General features: G+C 62.6%; 15 protein-coding genes. 4 read left to right on the plus strand and 11 right to left on the minus strand.

Going from position 1 to position 19,076, the window contains the following annotated elements; genetic code table 11:
* Nucleotides 1-17: 17 nt before the first annotated feature.
* The 8 genes from grxD to I5R65_RS22715 form a co-directional block, all read right to left on the minus strand.
* Nucleotides 18-329 (minus strand): Grx4 family monothiol glutaredoxin, encoded by a 312-nt coding sequence (gene grxD, locus I5R65_RS22680; protein ID WP_006461683.1) that lies wholly within the window; start codon nt 327-329, stop codon nt 18-20.
* A 364-nt stretch (nt 330-693) separates the two neighbouring features.
* Nucleotides 694-1,056, minus strand: a complete 363-nt coding sequence (gene hpf, locus I5R65_RS22685; protein ID WP_180671019.1) for a ribosome hibernation-promoting factor, HPF/YfiA family — start codon at nt 1,054-1,056, stop codon at nt 694-696.
* A gap of 158 nt (nt 1,057-1,214) precedes the next feature.
* Nucleotides 1,215-2,705, minus strand: a complete 1,491-nt coding sequence (locus tag I5R65_RS22690; protein WP_180671018.1) for an RNA polymerase factor sigma-54 — start codon at nt 2,703-2,705, stop codon at nt 1,215-1,217.
* 72 nt (nt 2,706-2,777) lie between these two features.
* Entirely contained in the window at nt 2,778-3,518 is a 741-nt protein-coding gene (lptB, locus tag I5R65_RS22695; RefSeq protein ID WP_180671017.1) for an LPS export ABC transporter ATP-binding protein, read from the minus strand.
* 2 nt (nt 3,519-3,520) lie between these two features.
* Nucleotides 3,521-4,144 (minus strand): lipopolysaccharide transport periplasmic protein LptA, encoded by a 624-nt coding sequence (lptA, locus tag I5R65_RS22700; RefSeq protein WP_180671016.1) that lies wholly within the window; start codon nt 4,142-4,144, stop codon nt 3,521-3,523.
* Between the two features lie 51 nt (nt 4,145-4,195).
* The gene (gene lptC / locus I5R65_RS22705) at nt 4,196-4,804 is read right to left on the minus strand and encodes an LPS export ABC transporter periplasmic protein LptC (RefSeq protein ID WP_180671015.1); all 609 of its coding nucleotides are present in this window, start codon (nt 4,802-4,804) and stop codon (nt 4,196-4,198) included.
* Nucleotides 4,801-5,355, minus strand: coding sequence for an HAD family hydrolase (locus I5R65_RS22710; RefSeq protein ID WP_180671014.1), 555 nt, complete (start codon nt 5,353-5,355; stop codon nt 4,801-4,803). Before I5R65_RS22710 ends, lptC begins: the two co-directional genes overlap by 4 nt.
* The gene (locus I5R65_RS22715) at nt 5,355-6,383 is read right to left on the minus strand and encodes an SIS domain-containing protein (RefSeq protein ID WP_180671013.1); all 1,029 of its coding nucleotides are present in this window, start codon (nt 6,381-6,383) and stop codon (nt 5,355-5,357) included. The genes I5R65_RS22710 and I5R65_RS22715 overlap by 1 nt, the downstream gene beginning before the upstream one ends.
* A gap of 375 nt (nt 6,384-6,758) precedes the next feature.
* On the opposite strand from I5R65_RS22715, the gene I5R65_RS22720 reads away from it, so the two are divergent.
* Nucleotides 6,759-8,750 (plus strand): cation:proton antiporter, encoded by a 1,992-nt coding sequence (locus tag I5R65_RS22720; protein ID WP_180671012.1) that lies wholly within the window; start codon nt 6,759-6,761, stop codon nt 8,748-8,750.
* A 162-nt stretch (nt 8,751-8,912) separates the two neighbouring features.
* Nucleotides 8,913-10,544, plus strand: a complete 1,632-nt coding sequence (locus I5R65_RS22725; RefSeq protein ID WP_180671011.1) for a methyl-accepting chemotaxis protein — start codon at nt 8,913-8,915, stop codon at nt 10,542-10,544.
* Here I5R65_RS22725 and I5R65_RS22730 read toward each other — a convergent pair.
* The 3 genes from I5R65_RS22730 to I5R65_RS22740 form a co-directional block, all read right to left on the minus strand.
* Nucleotides 10,472-11,239: a phytanoyl-CoA dioxygenase family protein gene (locus I5R65_RS22730; RefSeq protein WP_180671010.1), complete on the minus strand. Its 768-nt coding sequence runs from the start codon at nt 11,237-11,239 to the stop codon at nt 10,472-10,474. The two genes, I5R65_RS22725 and I5R65_RS22730, sit on opposite strands and share 73 nt — an antisense overlap.
* 166 nt (nt 11,240-11,405) lie before the next feature.
* On the minus strand, nt 11,406-14,264 hold the full coding sequence (uvrA, locus tag I5R65_RS22735) for an excinuclease ABC subunit UvrA (protein WP_180671009.1): 2,859 nt from the start codon (nt 14,262-14,264) through the stop codon (nt 11,406-11,408).
* Nucleotides 14,265-14,565: 301 nt separating this feature from the next.
* Nucleotides 14,566-16,320, minus strand: a complete 1,755-nt coding sequence (locus I5R65_RS22740) for a glycosyltransferase family 39 protein (RefSeq protein WP_180671008.1) — start codon at nt 16,318-16,320, stop codon at nt 14,566-14,568.
* Nucleotides 16,321-16,886: 566 nt separating this feature from the next.
* On the opposite strand from I5R65_RS22740, the gene I5R65_RS22745 reads away from it, so the two are divergent.
* Together I5R65_RS22745 and ssb are read left to right on the plus strand one after the other, a co-directional pair.
* Complete coding sequence (locus tag I5R65_RS22745; RefSeq protein ID WP_180671007.1) at nt 16,887-18,083, plus strand: MFS transporter; 1,197 nt, start codon at nt 16,887-16,889, stop codon at nt 18,081-18,083.
* A gap of 18 nt (nt 18,084-18,101) precedes the next feature.
* Entirely contained in the window at nt 18,102-18,632 is a 531-nt protein-coding gene (gene ssb, locus I5R65_RS22750; protein ID WP_180671006.1) for a single-stranded DNA-binding protein, read from the plus strand.
* Nucleotides 18,633-19,076 lie beyond the last annotated feature (444 nt).

The raw sequence follows: 19,076 nt of genomic DNA on the forward strand, positions 1-19,076 counted from the left end.
GCGGCGATGCGCTGGGCTTATCCCTTGATCAGGGTCTGCAGTTCGCCCGAGGCGTACATCTCGCTCATGATGTCGGAGCCGCCGACGAATTCACCCTTCACGTACAGCTGGGGAATGGTCGGCCAGTTCGAGTATTCCTTGATGCCCTGGCGCACGTCGGCGCTTTCCAGCACGTTGACGGTGACGATGTTCTCGGCGCCGCTGGCCTTGAGCAGCTGGATGGCCTTGCCGGAGAAGCCGCATTGCGGGAACTGGGCGGTACCCTTCATGAACAGCACGACAGGGTTTTGGGTCACGGTTTCTTTGATCCAGGATTGGACGTCGCTCATGGCTATGCCTTTAAAAATGGGATTGCCGACATTATAGGGAAAAGCCGGCGCCCGCGTTGAAGTCGGCGGCAGCGCGGGATGGTCCGGGAGGTACTGATAATTGCTTTTGTGAAATTATTTATACGATTTCCGCTCCAGATATTGGCACCAAGATGAGGGCGGGAAGACCACCTTCAAGGTGCATTGGCAGCCGTGGCGGGAAAACGTGAGCGGTGCCGGGTGGCTAACTGTTTGCTGCAGGAAATGAAATAGGGGCCTGGCGCTGCCAAATGAAAAAGGGCGCTTGCGCGCCCCTTCCTCATGAGGTTTCCACCGATTGCGTCACGCTGTCGATGCGCGCCCGCCAGTGGAAAAGGTCCTTGTCCTATGCCGCGCCAGCCACTGCGTCAGTGGCGGTATCGTCCGGCAGGCGCTTGGCCATGGAGTGATGTTCCTGCAGCCGGTCCTTGTGCTTGATGACCTGGCGATCGAGCTTGTCGATCAGCGCATCAATGGCGGCATAGAGGTCGTGTGCAATGCTTTCCGCATGTAGATCCTTCCCCTTGATGTGGACGTTGATTTCCGCTTTCTGGCGCTTTTCCTTTTCTGTGAGTTTATCTACGCTCAGGATCACGCTGACGTCGATCACGTTGTCGAAGTGGCGCTTGATACGGGCGAGCTTGCTTTGCACGTATTCCCGGATGGCGGGGGTCAATTCGAGGTGGTGTCCACTGATGGTCAGATTCATACAAGACTCCTATCGTGAGGTCACTGGAGGTTCGTGCGATTCATCTCTGCAGCTGCTGTACCACGGGCACGGTCTTCGTGTCGGATGGCATGGGCACCAGGTAGGGATGCTTGCCTGAACACAGCAACGGTACTACTACAGAAAAACTGAGGGAAATCTCAGAGGGACTTGCGGAGATTGACTGGCGGAATCTTCAACACTTCGCGGTATTTGGCGACTGTGCGTCGCGCGACCACCATGCCTTGTTCTGCCAGCATATCCGCAATCTTGCTATCGGATAATGGGGTCTGCGGGTTCTCGGCTCCTATCAACTGTTTGATCAGCGCCCGTATCGCGGTGGAGGAGGCTTCGCCCCCGGTTTCAGTCGCGACGTGGCTACCGAAGAAGTACTTCAACTCGAACATGCCGTGCGGCGTGAGCATGTATTTCTGAGTTGTCACGCGAGAGATTGTGCTCTCGTGTAGACCCAGTGTATCAGCAATTTCACGCAGCACAAGGGGCCTCATTGCGACTGCACCATGTGAAAAGAAGTTTCTTTGACGTTCGACAATAGCCTGCGCGACTCGCAAAATTGTATCGAAACGTTGCCGCATGTTCTTGATGAGCCACTTGGCTTCCTGCAACTGCGAAGACAGCGATCCCTCGCCCTTGGCCTGCTTGAGCGCACTCGCATACATGGCATTGACGCGCAGCTTGGGCATGACCTCATGGTTGAGCATGACCTGCCAGCCGTTCTTTGTCTGTTTGACAATCACGTCCGGCACCACGTAGTCCGAGGCATCGCGCGCGAATTCGGCACCCGGATGCGGACGGCACTGACGGATCACGGTCTGTGCTTCGCGCAGGTCCTCATCATCGCAATCGAGGGCTTTCTTGATCTTGTTGAAGTCGCGCTGCGCGAATAGCGGCAGGTAATCCTCGACGATCCTCAAGGCCAGCTTGCGGGTGACGAAGGGCACCTTGGGCAGACGGCGGATCTGCAGTGCCAGGCATTCACCTGCACTGCGTGCGCCGACCCCGGCCGGGTCCAGGCTCTGCAGCAGCTTCAGGGAGATCGACAGTTCTTCCAGGTCCACGCCCAGCTCTTCCGGCAGGCGCGCCAGGATGTCTTCCAGCGGCTCTTCCAGATAACCGCTTTCGTCCAGTGCGTCGGTGAGCAGTTCCAGCAGGGCGCGGTCGCGGTAGGTGCGGGCGGTGACCCGAATCTGTTCCAGCAGGTGTTCGCGCAGGGTCAGCTCATGCGCTTCCAATTGCGGGCGGGCATCCTCGTCGTCGGGTGACTTGCCACTGCGCGCCACGTCGTCGAAGCTCCAGTCGGATTCGCCGCTGACGCCGCTTTCCGGGCTATTGTCCTGGTAGTCGAAGCTGGCTTCGCCATCGGTAGCGGCGGGAGTGGCGTCATTGCTGCCCTCATTGCCGGGTTCGGCCACGCCGGTGGAGGGCGTGGACGAGACGGCGCCATCGGCCAGCAGGCGCACTGAATTGTCGAGCGCGTCGTCCAGACGTTCCAGCAGCGGATTGTCGGACAGGATCTGTTCCAGTTCCTGGTGCAGTTCCAGCGTCGACAGTTGCAGCAGTCTGATCGACTGCTGCAATTGCGGCGTCAATGCGAGGTGCTGCGAGGTACGTAACTGGAGCGACTGTTTCATCTGTCTTTCTGGAAGCGGCGTGGCCCGCTGTTTGCTATGCCGTTGTGTTGCCGATGCCTGCCCACAGGGCGTTTACATGCGGAAGTGTTCACCCAGGTAGACGCGGCGAACCGATTCGTTGGCGATGATCTCTTCCGGATTGCCGCTGGCCAGCACCGTGCCCTGGTTGATGATATAGGCGCGGTCGCAGATGCCCAGGGTCTCGCGCACGTTGTGGTCGGTGATGAGCACGCCGATGCCGCGTTCCTTGAGGAAGCGCACGATGCGCTGGATTTCGATCACGGCAATCGGATCGATACCGGCGAACGGTTCGTCCAGCAGCACGAAGCGCGGATCGGTGGCCAGTGCGCGGGCAATTTCCACGCGACGGCGTTCACCACCGGAGAGCGACAGTGCCTGGCTCTCACGCAGCTTTTCGATCTGCAGCTCATGCAGCAGGTTGTTCAGGCGGCCTTCGATTTCATCGCGCGAGAGTGGCTTGCCATCCTCCTGGCGCAGTTCCAGCACAGCGCGGATGTTGTCTTCCACAGTCAGCTTGCGGAACACCGAGGCTTCCTGCGGCAGGTAGGACAGTCCCAGCGTGGCGCGCTTGTGGATCGGCAGGCGCGAGATGGGCGAACCGTCCAGGTCGATGTCACCCCCGTCCGAGGGCACCAGGCCAACGATCATATAGAAGGAGGTGGTTTTGCCGGCGCCGTTGGGGCCGAGCAGACCGACCACTTCGCCACTGCGCACTTCCATGGAGACGTCACGCACCACCTGGCGCGCACCGTAGCTTTTCTTCAGGCCGCGAACGACCAGTGAGCTTGCCATCGTTACTGGTCCTTTCCGTTCTGACGACGCTGGGCCGGCGCCGACGTGGCGGGCTGTGCGGGCGTGGAAGGCTGAGCGGCATTGGCCGGCGGCGGGTTCTTGGGTTGGATCACGGCAGTGATGCGTCCTGCGCCCGGCTTGCTTTCGCCGCTGGCGGTGTTGTTGACGGAGTAGAACTCGGCGCGGCTGTCATAGGAGATGAATTCGCCGTTGACCTCGTCGGTGATGCGATCGCCGTCCATGCGCTGGATGTGCGCGCGCTGGAACAGCTTGGAGACTTCGGTCTGCTCGGAATACTCGATGCGTTCGGCCTGGCCCTCGATCCACAGGTTGGGACCGCCATCGCGTTTCTGGCGGAAGTTCGCCAGCGCACCAGGGGCCGCGTACAGCACTGCGTTTTCATAGCCGTACTGGTCGGTCGTGAGCACTACGCGGCCAGCCTTGATGATCAGGGTGCCGCGGGTCATGATGACGTTGCCGGTGAAGGTCTTCACCTGGCGCACATCGTCGTAGACCATCTGGTCTGCCTCGATGTTGGTGGGCTTGGTGGAGTCCGCCTTTTCGGCGTGGGCCACGCCGCACACGGCAGCCAGCATCAGCATCGGCAGTAAGAGTGAGCGTTTCATGGATTTCCTGTCTGGTCGGTTCTTGGCGTTTTTATCTTGGGGACAACCGGGTTAGCGTTTTTTCGGCGTGGGCTCGTAATAGCCGCGCACATTGCCGAACAACTGCACGACCTGGGTGGCGTTGTTGGCCAGCATGCCTACTCCATTCAATCTTGTGGTGCCCATCGTCATTGCAACCGGCTTGTCGGTCTTGACGATCTCGTCGTCGGGCAGCAGCAACAGGTATTCCGAGACCAGGTGCATCGGCGCGCGGCCGTTGGCAGCGCCACGGATGGCGTTGGCATTGCCATACATGTGGATCTGGGTCTGGTCGTCGGTCACGCGCGCGGTGTCGGAATACAGCTCCATGGGGGGCTTGGCCTTGTCCAGGCTGTGCACCACCGGCTTGGTGATCTCGAAGGAGTCATCCAGCGGGAAGTGGAGCATCTTGGTGCCGGAAACGTCATAGCGCGGCAGGCCGGTGGGGCCGAGTTTCACGTAGCTGAAATTTTCCAGATAGTAATCGGGTTTGCCACGCGGGCGCTGCGCTGCGTGCTGGTCGCCGGAAGCGCGCAAGGCCTGCAGTACCCAGAAGCTGCCCAGGGCCGCGCCGATCAGGAGTACCACGATCACCACCAGCCGGATGCGCTCGGCGGCGCGTTCTCCGCTGCGCCCGCTCATGCCAGGTACGGCGCCAGCGCCGCCTCGTAGTTGCCCTGGGCGGCCAGGATCAGGTCGCAGACTTCGCGCACGGCGCCGTTGCCGCCGGTGGCCTGGGTCACGTAATCGCAGCGTGCCTTGACCTCGCGGTGGCCGTTGGCCACGCAAGCCTTGAAGGCCACGCGGGTCAGTACCGGCAGGTCGATGATGTCGTCGCCCAGGTAGCCACATGCGGCCGCCGTGAGCTGGGTGTGCTGCAGCAGTTGTTCGAAGGCCTGGCGTTTGTCGTGCACGCCCTGGAAGACGTGGGCAATGCCGAGGTCGCGCGCGCGCCGCAATACATAGGGCGACTGGCGAGCCGTGATGATGGCGGCGGCCGTGCCGAACTGCTGCATCATCTTGATGCCGTGGCCGTCGAGGGCGTTGAAGCGCTTGAAGGCCTCGCCCTCTTCGCCGTAGAACAGGCCGCCATCGGTCAGGACACCATCGACGTCGAAGATCATCAGGCGAACACCGGCTGCCTTGGCGAGGGCATCCGGCGGCAGGGAGCTGGTGAAGTCGGGCGCGGTCATCAGATTACCTTGGCGCGGGTCAGGTCGTGGATGTGCAGCGCGCCCGTGAGGACGCCCTGGGCATCGGTGACCAGCAACTGGTTGATACGGAATTGTTCCATCAACTGCACGGCGTCCACTGCCAACTGGTCCTGGTTGATGCTTTGCGGTTGGGCGTGCATTACCTCGGCGATGCTGAAGCTGGTGAAATCCTGGCCACGTTCCAGCAGGCGGCGCAGGTCGCCATCGGTGAATACGCCGATCGGGCGGAATTGCTCATCCACCACGGCGGTCATGGCCATGCCCTTGCGCGTGATTTCCATCAGCGCGGCCGACAGCGAGACATCCGGACGCACCGCCGGGATCGCCTCGCCACTGCGCATCACGTCACGTACGTGGGTCAGCAGGCGGCGGCCCAGCGCACCACCGGGGTGGGAGCGTGCAAAGTCTTCTTCCAGGAAGCCACGGGCATCCAGCAGCGACACGGCCAGCGCATCGCCCATGGCCAGCGTGGCCGTGGTGCTGGCGGTGGGGGCCAGGTTCAGGGTACAGGCTTCCTTGGCTACGCCCACGTTGAGGTGCACCGCCGCCATCCGGGCCAGGCTGGAGTCGTCATTGCCGGTCATGGCGATGATCACCGCGCCCATGCGCTTGATGATGGGGACAATCGCCAGCAGCTCGGCAGTTTCGCCGGAGTTGGAAATGGCGATGAAGACATCCTTGGGCGTCACCATGCCCAGGTCGCCGTGGGAGGCTTCGGCGGGATGCATGAACAGCGAAGGACTGCCGGTAGAGGCGAGCGTGGCGGCAATCTTGCGGCCGATGTGGCCTGATTTTCCAATGCCCGAGACCACGGTGCGGCCCTGGCATTGCAGCACGGCCTGCACGGCCCGTGCCAATGGCTCGTTGCCATCGTCGCGCAGGCGGCTCTTCAGCGCCAAGATGGCATCGGCTTCGATCTGCAGGGTCTGGCGCGCCAGCTCGACGGCGCGGCGGGCAGCCTCGGCGGAAAAAGATGCAGATGTGGTTTTGTCATCGGTTACACTCATAACCGAAGTATAAACGAATTAGCAAAGCAAAAAACTTGCCAGATGTAAGGGAATGCCGTTGAGCTTGATACAAGGTGCAGGATTGCGATGCGCCGCAACATGCTCGTCAAAGGGGGGAAGCGGCCCGGTGGCGCCCGATGCCAGCAGGATTGTACGGCACGCACGGGCGAGGGTGATGGCGGAACCACGCCGGGCCAGACCGCCATCCTGCGGGAGCCAGCGAGTCTGGCTCCGTCAGTCCGCATGCACCGTTGCAGCCCACCGCTGCCATTTGTCCGGCTGGACGGGTGGCGCTTGAGCCCCTACGCTGCCTTGCTCTGGTGCGTTGTCACATTGTTCATGTTCACTGCATTGTCATAAGAAACCAAACAAGCCATGTTTTCCGGACTGGAACTGACACTCTTCCTTCTGGCTGCGGCGGTGCTGGGCGTGGTCGCCTTCCGCATGATGCAGTTGCCGCCCATGCTGGGTTATCTGGTGGTGGGTATCATCATCGGCCCGCATGGGCTGGCCTTCGCCGAAGATAATGAAACCACCCACGCCCTGGCCGAGTTCGGGGTGGTGTTCCTGATGTTCTCCATCGGCCTGGAGTTTTCCCTGGCCAAGCTGTCGGCCATGCGCCATATCGTCTTCGGGCTGGGCGTGGCGCAGGTGGCCACCACCATTGGTGCCACCATGGTGATGGCCTGGGGCTCGGCCATGGTGCTGCCGCAGTTCATCAATGTGAGCTGGCAGGCGGCCTTCGCGCTTGGGGGCGCCCTGACCATGTCCTCCACCGCCATCGTCTCCAAGTTGCTCACCGAACGGCTGGAACTGGAAACCGAGCATGGCCGCCGCATCATGGGCGTGCTGCTGTTCCAGGATCTGGCCCTGGTGCCGCTGTTGATCGTGGTGCCGGCGCTGGCCAACAATTCCGGCAACATCATGGTTACGCTGGGTTGGGCCGTGGGCAAGGCGATGGTGGTGCTGGCACTGCTGCTGTTCTTCGGCAGCAAGCTCATGCGTGGCTGGTTCCGCATCGTGGTCAAGCGGCGCTCGCAGGAACTGTTCATGCTGAACCTGCTGCTGATCACCCTGGGTGCGGCCTGGATCACCGAAAAGGCCGGCCTGTCCCTGGCCCTGGGCGCCTTCATCGCCGGCATGCTCATTTCCGAGACCGAGTTCAAGCACCAGGTGGAAGAAGACATCAAGTCCTTCCGCGATGTCCTGCTGGGCCTGTTCTTCATTACCATCGGCATGCTGCTCAACGTACGCACGCTGGTCGATCACTGGTTCCTGGTGCTGCTCCTGCTGACCGGTCCGGTGCTGCTCAAGTTCGCCCTCATCGCCGGACTGGCAAGACTGTTCGGATCATCCACCGGCGTAGCGCTGCGGGTCGGCCTGGGGCTGGCGCAGGCCGGGGAATTCGGCTTTGTGCTGTTGAGCCAGGCGGGCGGGCTCAAGCTGGTCGATCCCTTGCTGATCCAGGTGATCCTGGCGGCGATGGTGCTGTCGATGCTGGCCACGCCGCTGATCCTGGCCAAGTCCGACGCCATCGTCATGCGCTTTTCCGCCAACGAGTGGATGCTGCAGTCGCTAGCCCTCACGCAACTGGCCACCCGCACCATGGGCGTGCAGAAGCACGTGATCATCGCCGGTTTCGGCCGTAGCGGACAGAGCCTGGCGCGACTGCTGGAAGAGGAGGGGATCGCCTACCACGCGCTGGAAATGGACCCGGAACTGGTGCAGGACGCCCGCAATGGGGGCGCCAATGTCTCCTACGGTGATGCCGCCCGACGCGAAAGCCTGGTGGCCGCCGGTATCCACCGCGCCGCCGCCCTGGTGGTCACCTATGCCAGTACGCCCTCGGCGCTGAAGGTCTTGCATCACGCCGCCGAGCTGGAGCCGGAGCTGCCGGTGATCGTGCGCAGCCATGACGACGCCGACCTTGAAAAACTGCTCGCGGCCGGTGCCACCGAGGTCGTGCCCGAAGCGCTGGAAGGCAGCCTGATGCTGGCCTCGCACGCCCTGGTGATGCTGGGCGTGCCACTGCGTCGCGTGGTGCACCGCGTGCAGGACGCGCGCGATGAGCGCTACGCCTCGTTGCGCGGCTATTTCCATGGCATGTCCGACGCCGAGGTCGATGGCGTGGGCATGAATGTGCGCCTGCAGTCGGTCACCCTGATCGGAGGGGCCAGTGCGGTCGGTCACACCCTGGCCGAGATCGACCTGCCCGCGCAATGCGGCGCCGAGGTCGCCATGTTGCGCCGGGGCAAGCAGCGTCTCGATGCACCCGATGAAGCCGTGCTCATGGCCGGAGACATCGTGGTCTTGCGCGGTAGTTCGGAGAGCATCCTGCGCGCCGAAAAACGCCTCCTCAGCAAATGAGGACCGCACCCGCACAATGAGGTCTTGTTCCCCTGGTACGGGAAATGCTAGTGTTGCCTGATGGTAGCGGCGCGGCCTATTCGCCTGCGTCGACCGTGTCAGGACAAGGGCTTCGCACAACGAGCCCCTTGTTGAAAAAACAATAGCAAGTCCGGGAGGAACATGTTCAGCACACTCACGATCAGGGCTCGCCTGATCTTCGTCATTGGTTTTCTGGCCCTGCTGCTGGTGGGATCCGGAGTTCTCGGTCTGGTCGGCCTGCGCTCGACCAATGCGCAGATGCGTTCGCTCTACGAGGACCGGTTGGTGGCGCTGTCCCGGCTGGAACGCATGTCAGCAGCGCTGGATGCGGCGCGCAACGGCATTTCCACCTCCATCGTCGGCGACTCCGGCGATATCGACGCCAACATGGACAAGCTGGAAAAGGCCCTCAAGGCCAACGACGCCGTCGTCAAGCAGTACCAGGAAACCGTGTTGACCACCGAAGAAAAGGCGCTGCTGGACAAACTGCTGCCGCAACGCCAGAAATTCATCACCGATGGCATCAAGCCCGCGGTCGAAGCCCTGCACAATCGCGACTTCCAGGGCGCCATCGAAGTCTACGGTGGCCTCATGCTCAAGCTCTATGCCGATGCCCATGCCACCTTGGGGCAATTGATGGACCTGCAACGCAATGTCGGCCGCGATCTGTATGAACAGGCGCAGCAGCGCTACCAGACCCTGCTCGTCGTGATGAGCGTGGCCATGGCGGCCGGCCTGGCGGTGGCGCTGCTGATGGGCGTACTGCTGGTGAAAGCCATCTCGGGACCCTTGCGACATGCCGTCGCGCTGGCGCAGGCGGTGGCGGCGGGTGACCTGACCCAGCGCATCGAAATACACAGTCAGGACGAGACCGGCCAGCTGATGCAGGCGCTCAAGCAGATGAACGACAACCTGCAGGGCATCGTCGGCCAGGTCCGCCTGAGTACCGATACCATCGCCACGGCCTCCAGCGAAATCGCCCATGGCAACCTGGATCTTTCTTCGCGCACCGAACAGCAGGCCGGTGCCCTGGAAGAGACCGCCTCGGCCATGGAAGAACTGACCTCGACCGTACGCACCAACGCCGACAATGCGCAGCAGGCGCGGCAACTGGCGCATTCGGCCTCCGAGGTGGCGGTACGTGGCGGCGAAGTGGTGCGTCAGGTGGTCGATACCATGAGTTCCATCAACCAGTCCTCCAGCAAGATCGTGGACATCATCAGCGTGATCGACGGCATCGCCTTCCAGACCAACATCCTGGCCTTGAACGCCGCGGTGGAAGCGGCCCGTGCCGGCGAGCAGGGACGCGGCTTCGCGGTCGTGGCGTCCGAAGTGCGTTCGCTGGCCCAGCGCTCGGCGGCAGCCGCCAAGGAAATCAAGGTATTGATCGATGATTCCGTCACCCGGGTGGGCAGCGGCAGCACGCTGGTGGCCCAGGCCGGCGCCACCATCGACGAGGTCGTCAGGAGCGTGCAGCGCGTCAGCGAAGTGGTCAGCGAGATCAGTGCAGCCGGCCAGGAACAGAGCCAGGGCATCGAAGAAGTCAACCGCGCCATCACGCAGATGGATGAGACCACCCAACAGAATGCCGCGCTGGTGGAACAGGCCGCCGCCGCGGCCCAGGCCATGCAGGAGCAGACGGCGCGCCTGTCGGAAGCGGTCAGCGTATTCCGTCTCGGCGGCAGCACCGTACTGACGGTTCAGTCGTCCAGCGTCACATCCTCGGACGCCGCCGAGCGCGTGCCCGGCAGGGGGAGATTGCTCTTGCCGTGATAGGCGAACACGGCCGAACACTTGACCTGGTCGCTATCGTTGCGGCCAGCTGCGTGGAACAGGCCGCTGTGGAACAGCACCACGTCGCCCGGCTCCAGTGACAGCGCAATGCCTTGCGAGAACAGCGCCTGGTTGGCGGGCACTTCCGGGCGCAGGAAATCCAGTTCGTCCATCTGCTCGGCTTGCAGCGTCAACCGGTGCGAGCCGGGGATGAACTTGAGGGCACCGTTTTCGGGCGTCTCCGCGCCCAGCGCCAGCCACACCGAGATCAGATCGTTGCGCGGGAAGGACCAGTAGCGGATGTCGCGGTGCCAGCCGGTGGCGGTGCCGAAAGCCGGATGCTTGGTCATCACGCAGTTGTGGTGGGCCAGGGTCAGGCAGACCGGTTCTTCGAACAGTTGATGCAACATGGCCACCAGTTGCTTGTGCCCGGCCCACTCGCGGTAGACGGGGTCGCGCTGCCAGGCTGCGCGCAGGCGCCGGGCCGTGCGGCCACCTTCGGCATCCAGCGAGGCGGGGGCACCTTCATAACCGACCTCGGCTTCATACTCGAGCGGGGCGACGGCGCGTTGCAGGTGGTCGCGGGTGACGGCGAGCATGCGCTCGCGCAGATCGGCAGGGACCATGCCCTTCAACAGCAGATAGCCCTGCTCACGGAAAAAGGCGACCTGGGCGGGTGACAGCGGGTTCGACATGTGGGTCTTTCGGGGTTGCACGGTAGCACGCCTGCGGGAATGCCTGCCTTCATTGTGCGCCGGATGGCGGCCAAGGGCATGACTGTATGCCAAGGCCGGCGGCGCGCAAGATACAGATGCCACCAGATTCTGTATCGTTTGCGCGCGCGCAAGTCCGGACTTCTTTTTATTTCGCTTTCTTCTTCAGCAAGGGCGCCAGGTACTTGCCGGTGACGCTGGCCGGGTTCTTCGCCACGTCCTCCGGCGTGCCGGCGGCGACGATCTTGCCGCCGCCCGCGCCGCCTTCGGGGCCGAGGTCGATGATCCAGTCGGCGGTCTTGATGACGTCCAGGTTGTGCTCGATGATGGTCACCGTATTGCCCTGATCACGCAGGCGGTGGATCACCTTGAGCAGCAGGTCGATGTCATGGAAGTGCAGACCGGTGGTCGGCTCATCGAGGATGTAGAGCGTGCGCCCGGTATCGCGCTTGGACAGTTCCAGCGACAGCTTCACGCGCTGCGCCTCGCCACCCGAGAGGGTGGTGGCGCTCTGGCCCAGCTTGATGTAACCCAGGCCCACGTCCAGCAGCGTCTGCAGCTTGCGGGCGATCAGCGGTACCGGCTTGAAGAACTCGTGGGCATCCTCCACCGTCATGTCCAGGATCTCGGTGATGTTCTTGCCCTTGTACTGCACTTCCAGGGTTTCACGGTTGTAGCGCTTGCCATGGCAGACGTCGCAAGGGACGTACACATCCGGCAGGAAGTGCATTTCCACCTTGATCACGCCATCGCCCTGGCAGGCTTCGCAGCGCCCGCCCTTGACGTTGAAGGAGAAACGACCGGCGCTGTAGCCGCGTTCCTTGGCCATCGGCACCGTGGCGAACAGGTCGCGGATCGGCGTGAACAGGCCCGTATAGGTGGCCGGGTTGGAGCGCGGGGTGCGGCCGATGGGGGCCTGGTCCACCGCGATCACCTTGTCGAAATGCTCCAGGCCGCCGATGGCTTCGTGCTCCGCCGGCTCGGTCTGCGAGCCATACAGGTGGCGCGCCGCCGACAGGTAGAGCGTGTCATTGACCAGGGTCGACTTGCCCGAACCGGAGACCCCGGTCACGCAGGTCAGCAGGCCCACCGGCAATTCCAGGTCGACGTTCTTGAGGTTGTTGCCGGAGGCACCGGTAATGGTCAGCATGCGCGACTCGTCGCAGGGTGTACGCTTCTTGGGGACCGAGATTTCCAGCGAGCCGTTGAGGTACTTGGCGGTCAGCGACTTCTTGTTCTTCAGGATCTCCGGCAGCGAGCCATGGGCGATCACGTCACCGCCGTGCACGCCCGCGCCGATGCCCATGTCGACGATGTAGTCGGCGGTGCGGATGGCGTCTTCATCGTGTTCCACCACCAGCACGGTGTTGCCGATGTCGCGCAGGTGGCGCAGGGTGTCGATCAAGCGGTCGTTGTCGCGCTGGTGCAGACCGATGGAGGGTTCGTCCAGCACATACATCACGCCGGTCAGGCCCGAGCCGATCTGCGAGGCCAGGCGGATGCGCTGGGCTTCGCCGCCGGAGAGCGTGTCGGCGCTGCGTTCCAGCGACAGGTAATCCAGGCCGACGTTGTTGAGGAAGGTCAGGCGGGAGACGATTTCCTTGATGATGCGGTCGGCGATTTCCTTCTTGGCACCGGTCAGCTTCAGCGTCTCGAAGAAGGACAGGGTCTCGCGCAGCGGCGTGGCGGCCACTTCATAGATGGCGCGCTGCTGCTTGCCGCTGCCCACCTTCACGTAGCGCGCCTCCACCCGCAGGCGTGCGCCGTGGCAGGAAGGGCATTGCTTTTCGTTGATGAACTTGGCCAGTTCTTCCTTGACCGCCATCGAATCGGTCTCGCGATAGCGGCGCTGCAGGTTGTTGACCACGCCTTCGAAGGTGTGCTCCTTGACCACGGTGCGGCCGCGTTCGTTGACATAGGCGAACGGAATCGCCTGGCGACCGGAACCATACAGCACCACCTGCTGTGCCTTGTCGTCGAGCTGTTCGAACGGAACGTCGAGGTCGAAGTCGTAGAAGGCTGCGATGCTGGTGAGCATCTGGAAATAGAACTGGTTGCGGCGGTCCCAGCCCTTGATCGCGCCCGAGGCCAGCGACAGGTTGGGGAAGGCGACGATACGCTTGGGATCGAAGAATTCGATATGGCCCAGACCATCGCATTCCGGGCAGGCCCCCATCGGGTTGTTGAAGGAGAACAGGCGCGGCTCCAGCTCCTGCAACGAATAGCCGCAGATGGGGCAGGCGAACTTGTTGGAGTACAGGTGTTCCTTGCCGCCGTCCATCTCCAGCGCGATGGCGCGGCCATCGGCCAGGCGCAGCGCGGTTTCGAAGCTTTCGGCCAGGCGCTGCTTGATCTCGGCCTTGACCTTGACACGGTCGATCACCACATCGATGGTGTGCTTCTCGGTCTTCTTCAGCTTGGGCAGGTCATCGACCTCGTAGACCTTGGCCGTGCCAGTGCCGCTCTGGATGCGGAAGCGCACGAAACCCTGCGCCTGCATCTCCTCGAACAGGTCGGCATGCTCGCCCTTGCGGTTGGCCACCACGGGGGCCATGATCATCAGCTTGGTGTCTTCCGGCAGCGCCAGCACGGCATCGACCATCTGCGAGACCGATTGGGCCTCCAGCGGATGCTCGGGGTGATCGGGGCAGTAAGGCGTTCCCACGCGGGCGTACAGCAGGCGCAGGTAATCGTGGATTTCGGTGACGGTGCCCACGGTGGAGCGCGGGTTGTGCGAAGTGGCCTTCTGTTCGATGGAGATGGCCGGAGACAGGCCCTCGATCATGTCCACGTCCGGCTTTTCCATCAGTTGCAGGAACTGGCGCGCATAGGCCGACAGGGACTCCACGTAGCGGCGCTGGCCCTCTGCGTACAAGGTGTCGAAGGCCAGCGAGGACTTGCCCGACCCGGACAGCCCGGTGATGACGATGAGCTTGTTGCGGGGGAGGTCTAGGCTGATATTCTTGAGGTTATGCGTGCGCGCGCCGCGAATGCGAATTTCTTCCATGGATGCCTTCAGCTAGGGGTTTCCTGCCGCCGCGTGGAATGACGCCTTGCGCGGAGCAGCGGTGGGACAACATGTAACTATAACAGGACTGCGAACGGCCGGCAGGCGGGCTGGCGGTGCCAGAGGACCCAGGTGGGAACGCAGCCGGAAAATGAAAGCGCGGCAGTGGGAAAAGCCACCCGGATGGCGCGCGAATGACGCAGGAAATCGCCCGCGCCAGCCTGCGCGCAATGCGCCGGCCAGCAAAAAAGCCGGCACATGGCCGGCTCCTGTTCGCAGGTCGACTGACAGTGGCCGATATTTAACCGGCGCGCTGCCAGAGCTTGAAGAGCTGTCCGTCGTCGCCATCGCGGCGCCCTTCCCAGTACAGCGTCCAGTGACCTTTGGGGCGGTGGGCGACACCGGGGGTTTGCTGGATGACCCAGCGGCATTCGGTCGTTCCTGCACTATCAATGGGTTGATGCAGGACGCCTGTGTAGTAGTACAACATCGGTGCCTCCGACTCGCCCAGATTCTGGCTGGCCATGCAGTCGTCGGCGCGCCAGGCGGGCGCGAGCCGGGTGTTCAGGTCGGCGTAGACGAACTCGTAGCTTTTCCCGTAGTCGGCCCACGGCAGCAGCAGCGTGAAGGCCAGGCCCCACATCAGCGTGATCCCGCCGAACCAGGAAAACGCGCCACGCCACTGGCCGGCCTGCTGCAGCAAGCCCAGCGAGACGATCCACAGGATGCTCATGGCGCCGGCAGCCAGCAAGGCCAGCGGCTGGATCGGCGTCACATACTCCAGGGGTAGCCACTTGCCCATGAAGGCGATCCAGTGATGATGTTCGACCGGCAAGGTCGATACCACATAGATCGCCCAGATGCCCACGGCCATCAGACCGAAGGCCACGCGCGCCAGCCAGTCCCAACCCAGGTTGAGTACGTCCGGCAGGCGCGGGATGGCGCGCGCGCCCAGCATCACGAGCGGCAACAATACCGGCAGCAGATACAGTTGGCGGGCTGTGGCCGAGCTTTGCAGCACGGCCAGGCTGATGACGGCGAAGACCAGTGGCATGGCGACCCGCGAGGTGCCGGCCTGGCGCCAGTCGCCGCGGGCCAGGGCCAGCAGGGCCAGCAGCGAGCCGGGCAGGGCAAAGCCGGTCAGCGCCCTCAGGATCACGGTGTGATCATTGTCGGAGCCCAGCTTTTTCACCGAAAAACCGAAAAAGCGGCCGACATTGTTATCCCAGAACCATTCCATGAACAAGGGCATCGAGTGTTGCGCCAGCAGGACTGGCCAGATCACGAAGAAAGGTAGCGATACCAGTACCGCCAGGCCGACCATCTTCCAATAAGTGCGCTGGCGGCAGGACTGCACCAGCAGGCCCAGCACCAGTGCCGTGGCCGCGAAGGTCAGCGGCACGAACAGGCCCTTGCTCATCTCGGTGATCCCCACCCCCAGGCCGAACCAGAACGCAGCCGTCCAGGAAGGCGTGCGACGTTCCTGGTTCAGGGCGATGGCCAGCAGGCCATAGGTCGCCATGGTGGCACCGGTGACCAGTGCCACGTCGGTGAACATGTCATGGGCGTGCTTGACCATCCCGGGCGAGCCGGCGAATAGCGCCAGCGTTGCCAGCACCGGCAGGCTCATCAAACTGCGCTGGTTCCACATCATCTGGGCGATGCGCGCCACGAACACCAGCGTCACCAGGTTGTAGAGGACACTGGCCAGGCGCGCGCCCTCGTGGTACGGCAACAGCGGATGCAGCAGCTTGGCCAGCAACACCGCCGTCCAGTAGTACAGCGGTGGCTTTTCCATGAACGGCCGGCCGGCGTTGGTCGGCACCAGATACTCGCCCGACGTCAGCATGTGATGGATCATGCCGAAGGAATAGGTTTCGTCCTGTTTCCATGGCCCGTGGCCGAAGATGCCAGGCAGCATCCAGGCAGCGCCGGCCAGTACCAGCAGCAGCCAGGCGGTGCGCGTGGACAGGGCGCGCTGGCCCAGGGCCGAGGGCGAGGCCGTCGAAAAGGAAGGCCCTGGCTTGCGTTCAGAGACCGAGTCGAATAGGAACATGCTGAATACGGATGCGAGCCGCCTGCGCTGCCCGCGAAAAATCAAAAAATGAAAACCTGGGTGCAGAGCGGCCACAAGAGTGGTTCCGGACGCGCCGTGACGCAGTGCCTGAAACTCCTCGCCATCCTCTGCATCGGGTTTTCTTCCCCCTTGATGCGTACTTGCTTTATTTTTCTTGGCGAGGATTGTTGCCTTGCGGAATTTTCCGGTGATGGAAGTCGGCGGCTGTTATAGGACTCTGCAGAAAAACGAGCACGTCCTTATTTTGGCATAAGCATTGAACTAGATGACATATTTGTCAGGAAAGATGTGAAGATTCTCAACATATGGCTTGCAGTGATCGCAAGTTGTTGGATTGATGCAGCACATGGAACTGCACTAAACCTGTCAGCCCCGCACCGACCTCGCCAGGCGGCCTGACGACGGGCAGGACTATGCTGTTACCATACTGCCTTTGTCCTACAGCCCGGTTTCATGAAAGACCGGGCAGCCGCCAACGCCAGCCCCTATACGCCACACGTATGTCCCACGACACAAATTCATCCGCACAGCCTGAGAAAACCGGCATGTCGCGCGCCGAGGTGCGCGCCAGCGTTTCCCTGGCCTCGATCTTTTCCCTGCGCATGCTGGGCCTGTTCCTGGTGTTGCCGGTGTTTGCCGTACATGCCCACAGCCTGCCCGGGGGCGACAGCGATACCCTGGTCGGCATCGCCCTGGGCATCTACGGACTGGCGCAGGCCTGTGGGCAGATTCCCTACGGGATGGCCTCCGACCGCTACGGCCGCAAGCGCATCATTGTCATTGGCTTGCTGCTGTTTGCGCTGGGTTCTTTCGTCGCCGCCGGTGCACAGAGCGTGATGTGGCTGCTGGTGGGGCGTGCGCTGCAGGGTTCGGGCGCGATTTCGGCCGCCATCACCGCGTTCATTGCCGATTCCACCCGCGAGGAACACCGCACCAAGGCCATGGCCATGGTAGGGGCCTCCATCGGGGTGACCTTCGCGGTTTCGATGGTGGCCTCGCCGCTGCTCTACGAATCGATCGGCATGGGCGGCATCTTCGGCCTGACTGGCGTGCTCTCCCTGCTGGCCATCGCGGTGGTGCTGTGGGTGGTGCCGGCGGCGCCGATGGCACAGGCCAGGCGGGTGTCTTTGGCCCAGGTACTGCGCCAGACCGAACTGCTGCGTCTGAACTGGGGAGTGTTCACGCTGCACCTGACCCAGGTCGCGATGTTCCTGGTGGTGCCGGCGGCGCTGGTGCAATCGGCTGGCCTGCCGCTGGGCGAGCACTGGAAGATCTACCTGCCGGTGGTACTGGCCTCCTTCGTGCTGATGCTGCCACCTATCATCGTGGCGGAGAAATATGGACGCATGAAGCCGGTGTTCATCGGCGCCATCAGCCTGATGCTGCTGGTGCAGGTGGGTTTCTGGCTGGTATTGTCCCGGCCGCTGGGAAATATGTGGATGCTGGTGACGCTGCTGTTCCTGTTCTTCGTCGCCTTCAACATCCTGGAGGCGGCCCAGCCCTCGCTGGTGTCCCGCATCGCCCCGCCAGCAGCCAAGGGCACCGCGCTCGGTGTCTACAACACCTTGCAGGCGCTGGGTTTGTCGTGTGGCGGTGCACTGGGCGGCTGGCTTAAACAAAATGTGGGGAATTCTGCGGTGTTCCTCTTGTCTGCTGTGCTCACCCTGACCTGGCTTATAATCGCGGCTAACATGAAAAACCTGCCGCGCCGTTCTGCGCCGGCGGCGGGTGCAACAGCCTAAACGTATTCAGGAGAAACAATGGCATCGGTCAATAAAGTCATCATCGTCGGCAACCTGGGACGCGATCCGGAAACACGCTACATGCCCAACGGCGAAGCTGTCACCAACATCGCCGTCGCCACGACCGAGAGCTGGAAGGACAAGAATTCCGGCGAAAAGAAGGAGCTCACCGAATGGCACCGCATCACCTTCTATCGCAAGCTGGCTGAAATCGCCGGCCAGTACCTGAAGAAGGGTTCGCAGATCTACGTCGAAGGCCGCCTGCAAACGCGCAAGTGGCAGGACAAGGAAGGCGTGGAGCGCTACACCACTGAAATCATCGCCGATACCATGCAGATGCTGGGTGGCCGCCAAGGCGCAGGTGGTGGTGGCGGCATGGATGAAGGCGGTTACGGTGGTGGTGGTGGTGGCGCAGGCAGCTATGGCGGCGGTGCTCCGCGTCAGAGCGCCGGTGGTAACGCAGGCGGTGGCGCCAGTGCCCCCCGTCAGCAACCGGCCCAGCGCCCGGCGCCGAACTTCTCGGACATGGACGACGACATTCCGTTCTGATCCGTTCCCACAGGCTGCGAATGCAGCCTCGTGTGTCCGATGAACCCCTCGCCTGCTGATGCAGCGAGGGGTTTTTTCATGGGCCATGGTTTCAATTGAAACGTGGCCGGGCGAACCTGCAATCTGGCGGTAACCGGGCAACGCGATGATGACAACAAGCCGAAGCAAACAGCATCGGTCCCAACCCACCAGATCAAGGAGAACATCATGCTCGTCGGACTCATCGTCGCTTTCGCAGAAACCATGTCCCACATCTTCGGCGGCTGATCGCCAGCCATCACAAGGAGAACATCATGCTCATCGGACTCATCGTCGCCTTCGCAGAAACCATGTCCCACATCTTCGGCGGCTGATCGCCAGCCATCACAAGGAGAACATCATGCTCATCGGACTCATCGTCGCCTTCGCAGAAACCATGTCCCACATCTTCGGCGGCTGATCGCC

Source organism: Herbaspirillum sp. AP02 (genome assembly GCF_015767275.1).
Lineage (GTDB): Bacteria > Pseudomonadota > Gammaproteobacteria > Burkholderiales > Burkholderiaceae_D > Herbaspirillum.

Coding starts and splice junctions, on each gene's coding strand:
- I5R65_RS22740 (WP_180671008.1), bottom strand. CDS start 16,320: ATGTTCCTATTCGACTCGGTCTCTGAACGCAAGCCAGGGCCTTCCTTT.
- lptA (WP_180671016.1), bottom strand. CDS start 4,144: ATGAAACGCTCACTCTTACTGCCGATGCTGATGCTGGCTGCCGTGTGC.
- ssb (WP_180671006.1), top strand. CDS start 18,102: ATGGCATCGGTCAATAAAGTCATCATCGTCGGCAACCTGGGACGCGAT.
- I5R65_RS22725 (WP_180671011.1), top strand. CDS start 8,913: ATGTTCAGCACACTCACGATCAGGGCTCGCCTGATCTTCGTCATTGGT.
- hpf (WP_180671019.1), bottom strand. CDS start 1,056: ATGAATCTGACCATCAGTGGACACCACCTCGAATTGACCCCCGCCATC.
- I5R65_RS22745 (WP_180671007.1), top strand. CDS start 16,887: ATGTCGCGCGCCGAGGTGCGCGCCAGCGTTTCCCTGGCCTCGATCTTT.
- lptB (WP_180671017.1), bottom strand. CDS start 3,518: ATGGCAAGCTCACTGGTCGTTCGCGGCCTGAAGAAAAGCTACGGTGCG.
- I5R65_RS22710 (WP_180671014.1), bottom strand. CDS start 5,355: ATGACCGCGCCCGACTTCACCAGCTCCCTGCCGCCGGATGCCCTCGCC.
- grxD (WP_006461683.1), bottom strand. CDS start 329: ATGAGCGACGTCCAATCCTGGATCAAAGAAACCGTGACCCAAAACCCT.
- lptC (WP_180671015.1), bottom strand. CDS start 4,804: ATGAGCGGGCGCAGCGGAGAACGCGCCGCCGAGCGCATCCGGCTGGTG.
- I5R65_RS22715 (WP_180671013.1), bottom strand. CDS start 6,383: ATGAGTGTAACCGATGACAAAACCACATCTGCATCTTTTTCCGCCGAG.
- I5R65_RS22730 (WP_180671010.1), bottom strand. CDS start 11,239: ATGTCGAACCCGCTGTCACCCGCCCAGGTCGCCTTTTTCCGTGAGCAG.
- I5R65_RS22720 (WP_180671012.1), top strand. CDS start 6,759: ATGTTTTCCGGACTGGAACTGACACTCTTCCTTCTGGCTGCGGCGGTG.
- uvrA (WP_180671009.1), bottom strand. CDS start 14,264: ATGGAAGAAATTCGCATTCGCGGCGCGCGCACGCATAACCTCAAGAAT.
- I5R65_RS22690 (WP_180671018.1), bottom strand. CDS start 2,705: ATGAAACAGTCGCTCCAGTTACGTACCTCGCAGCACCTCGCATTGACG.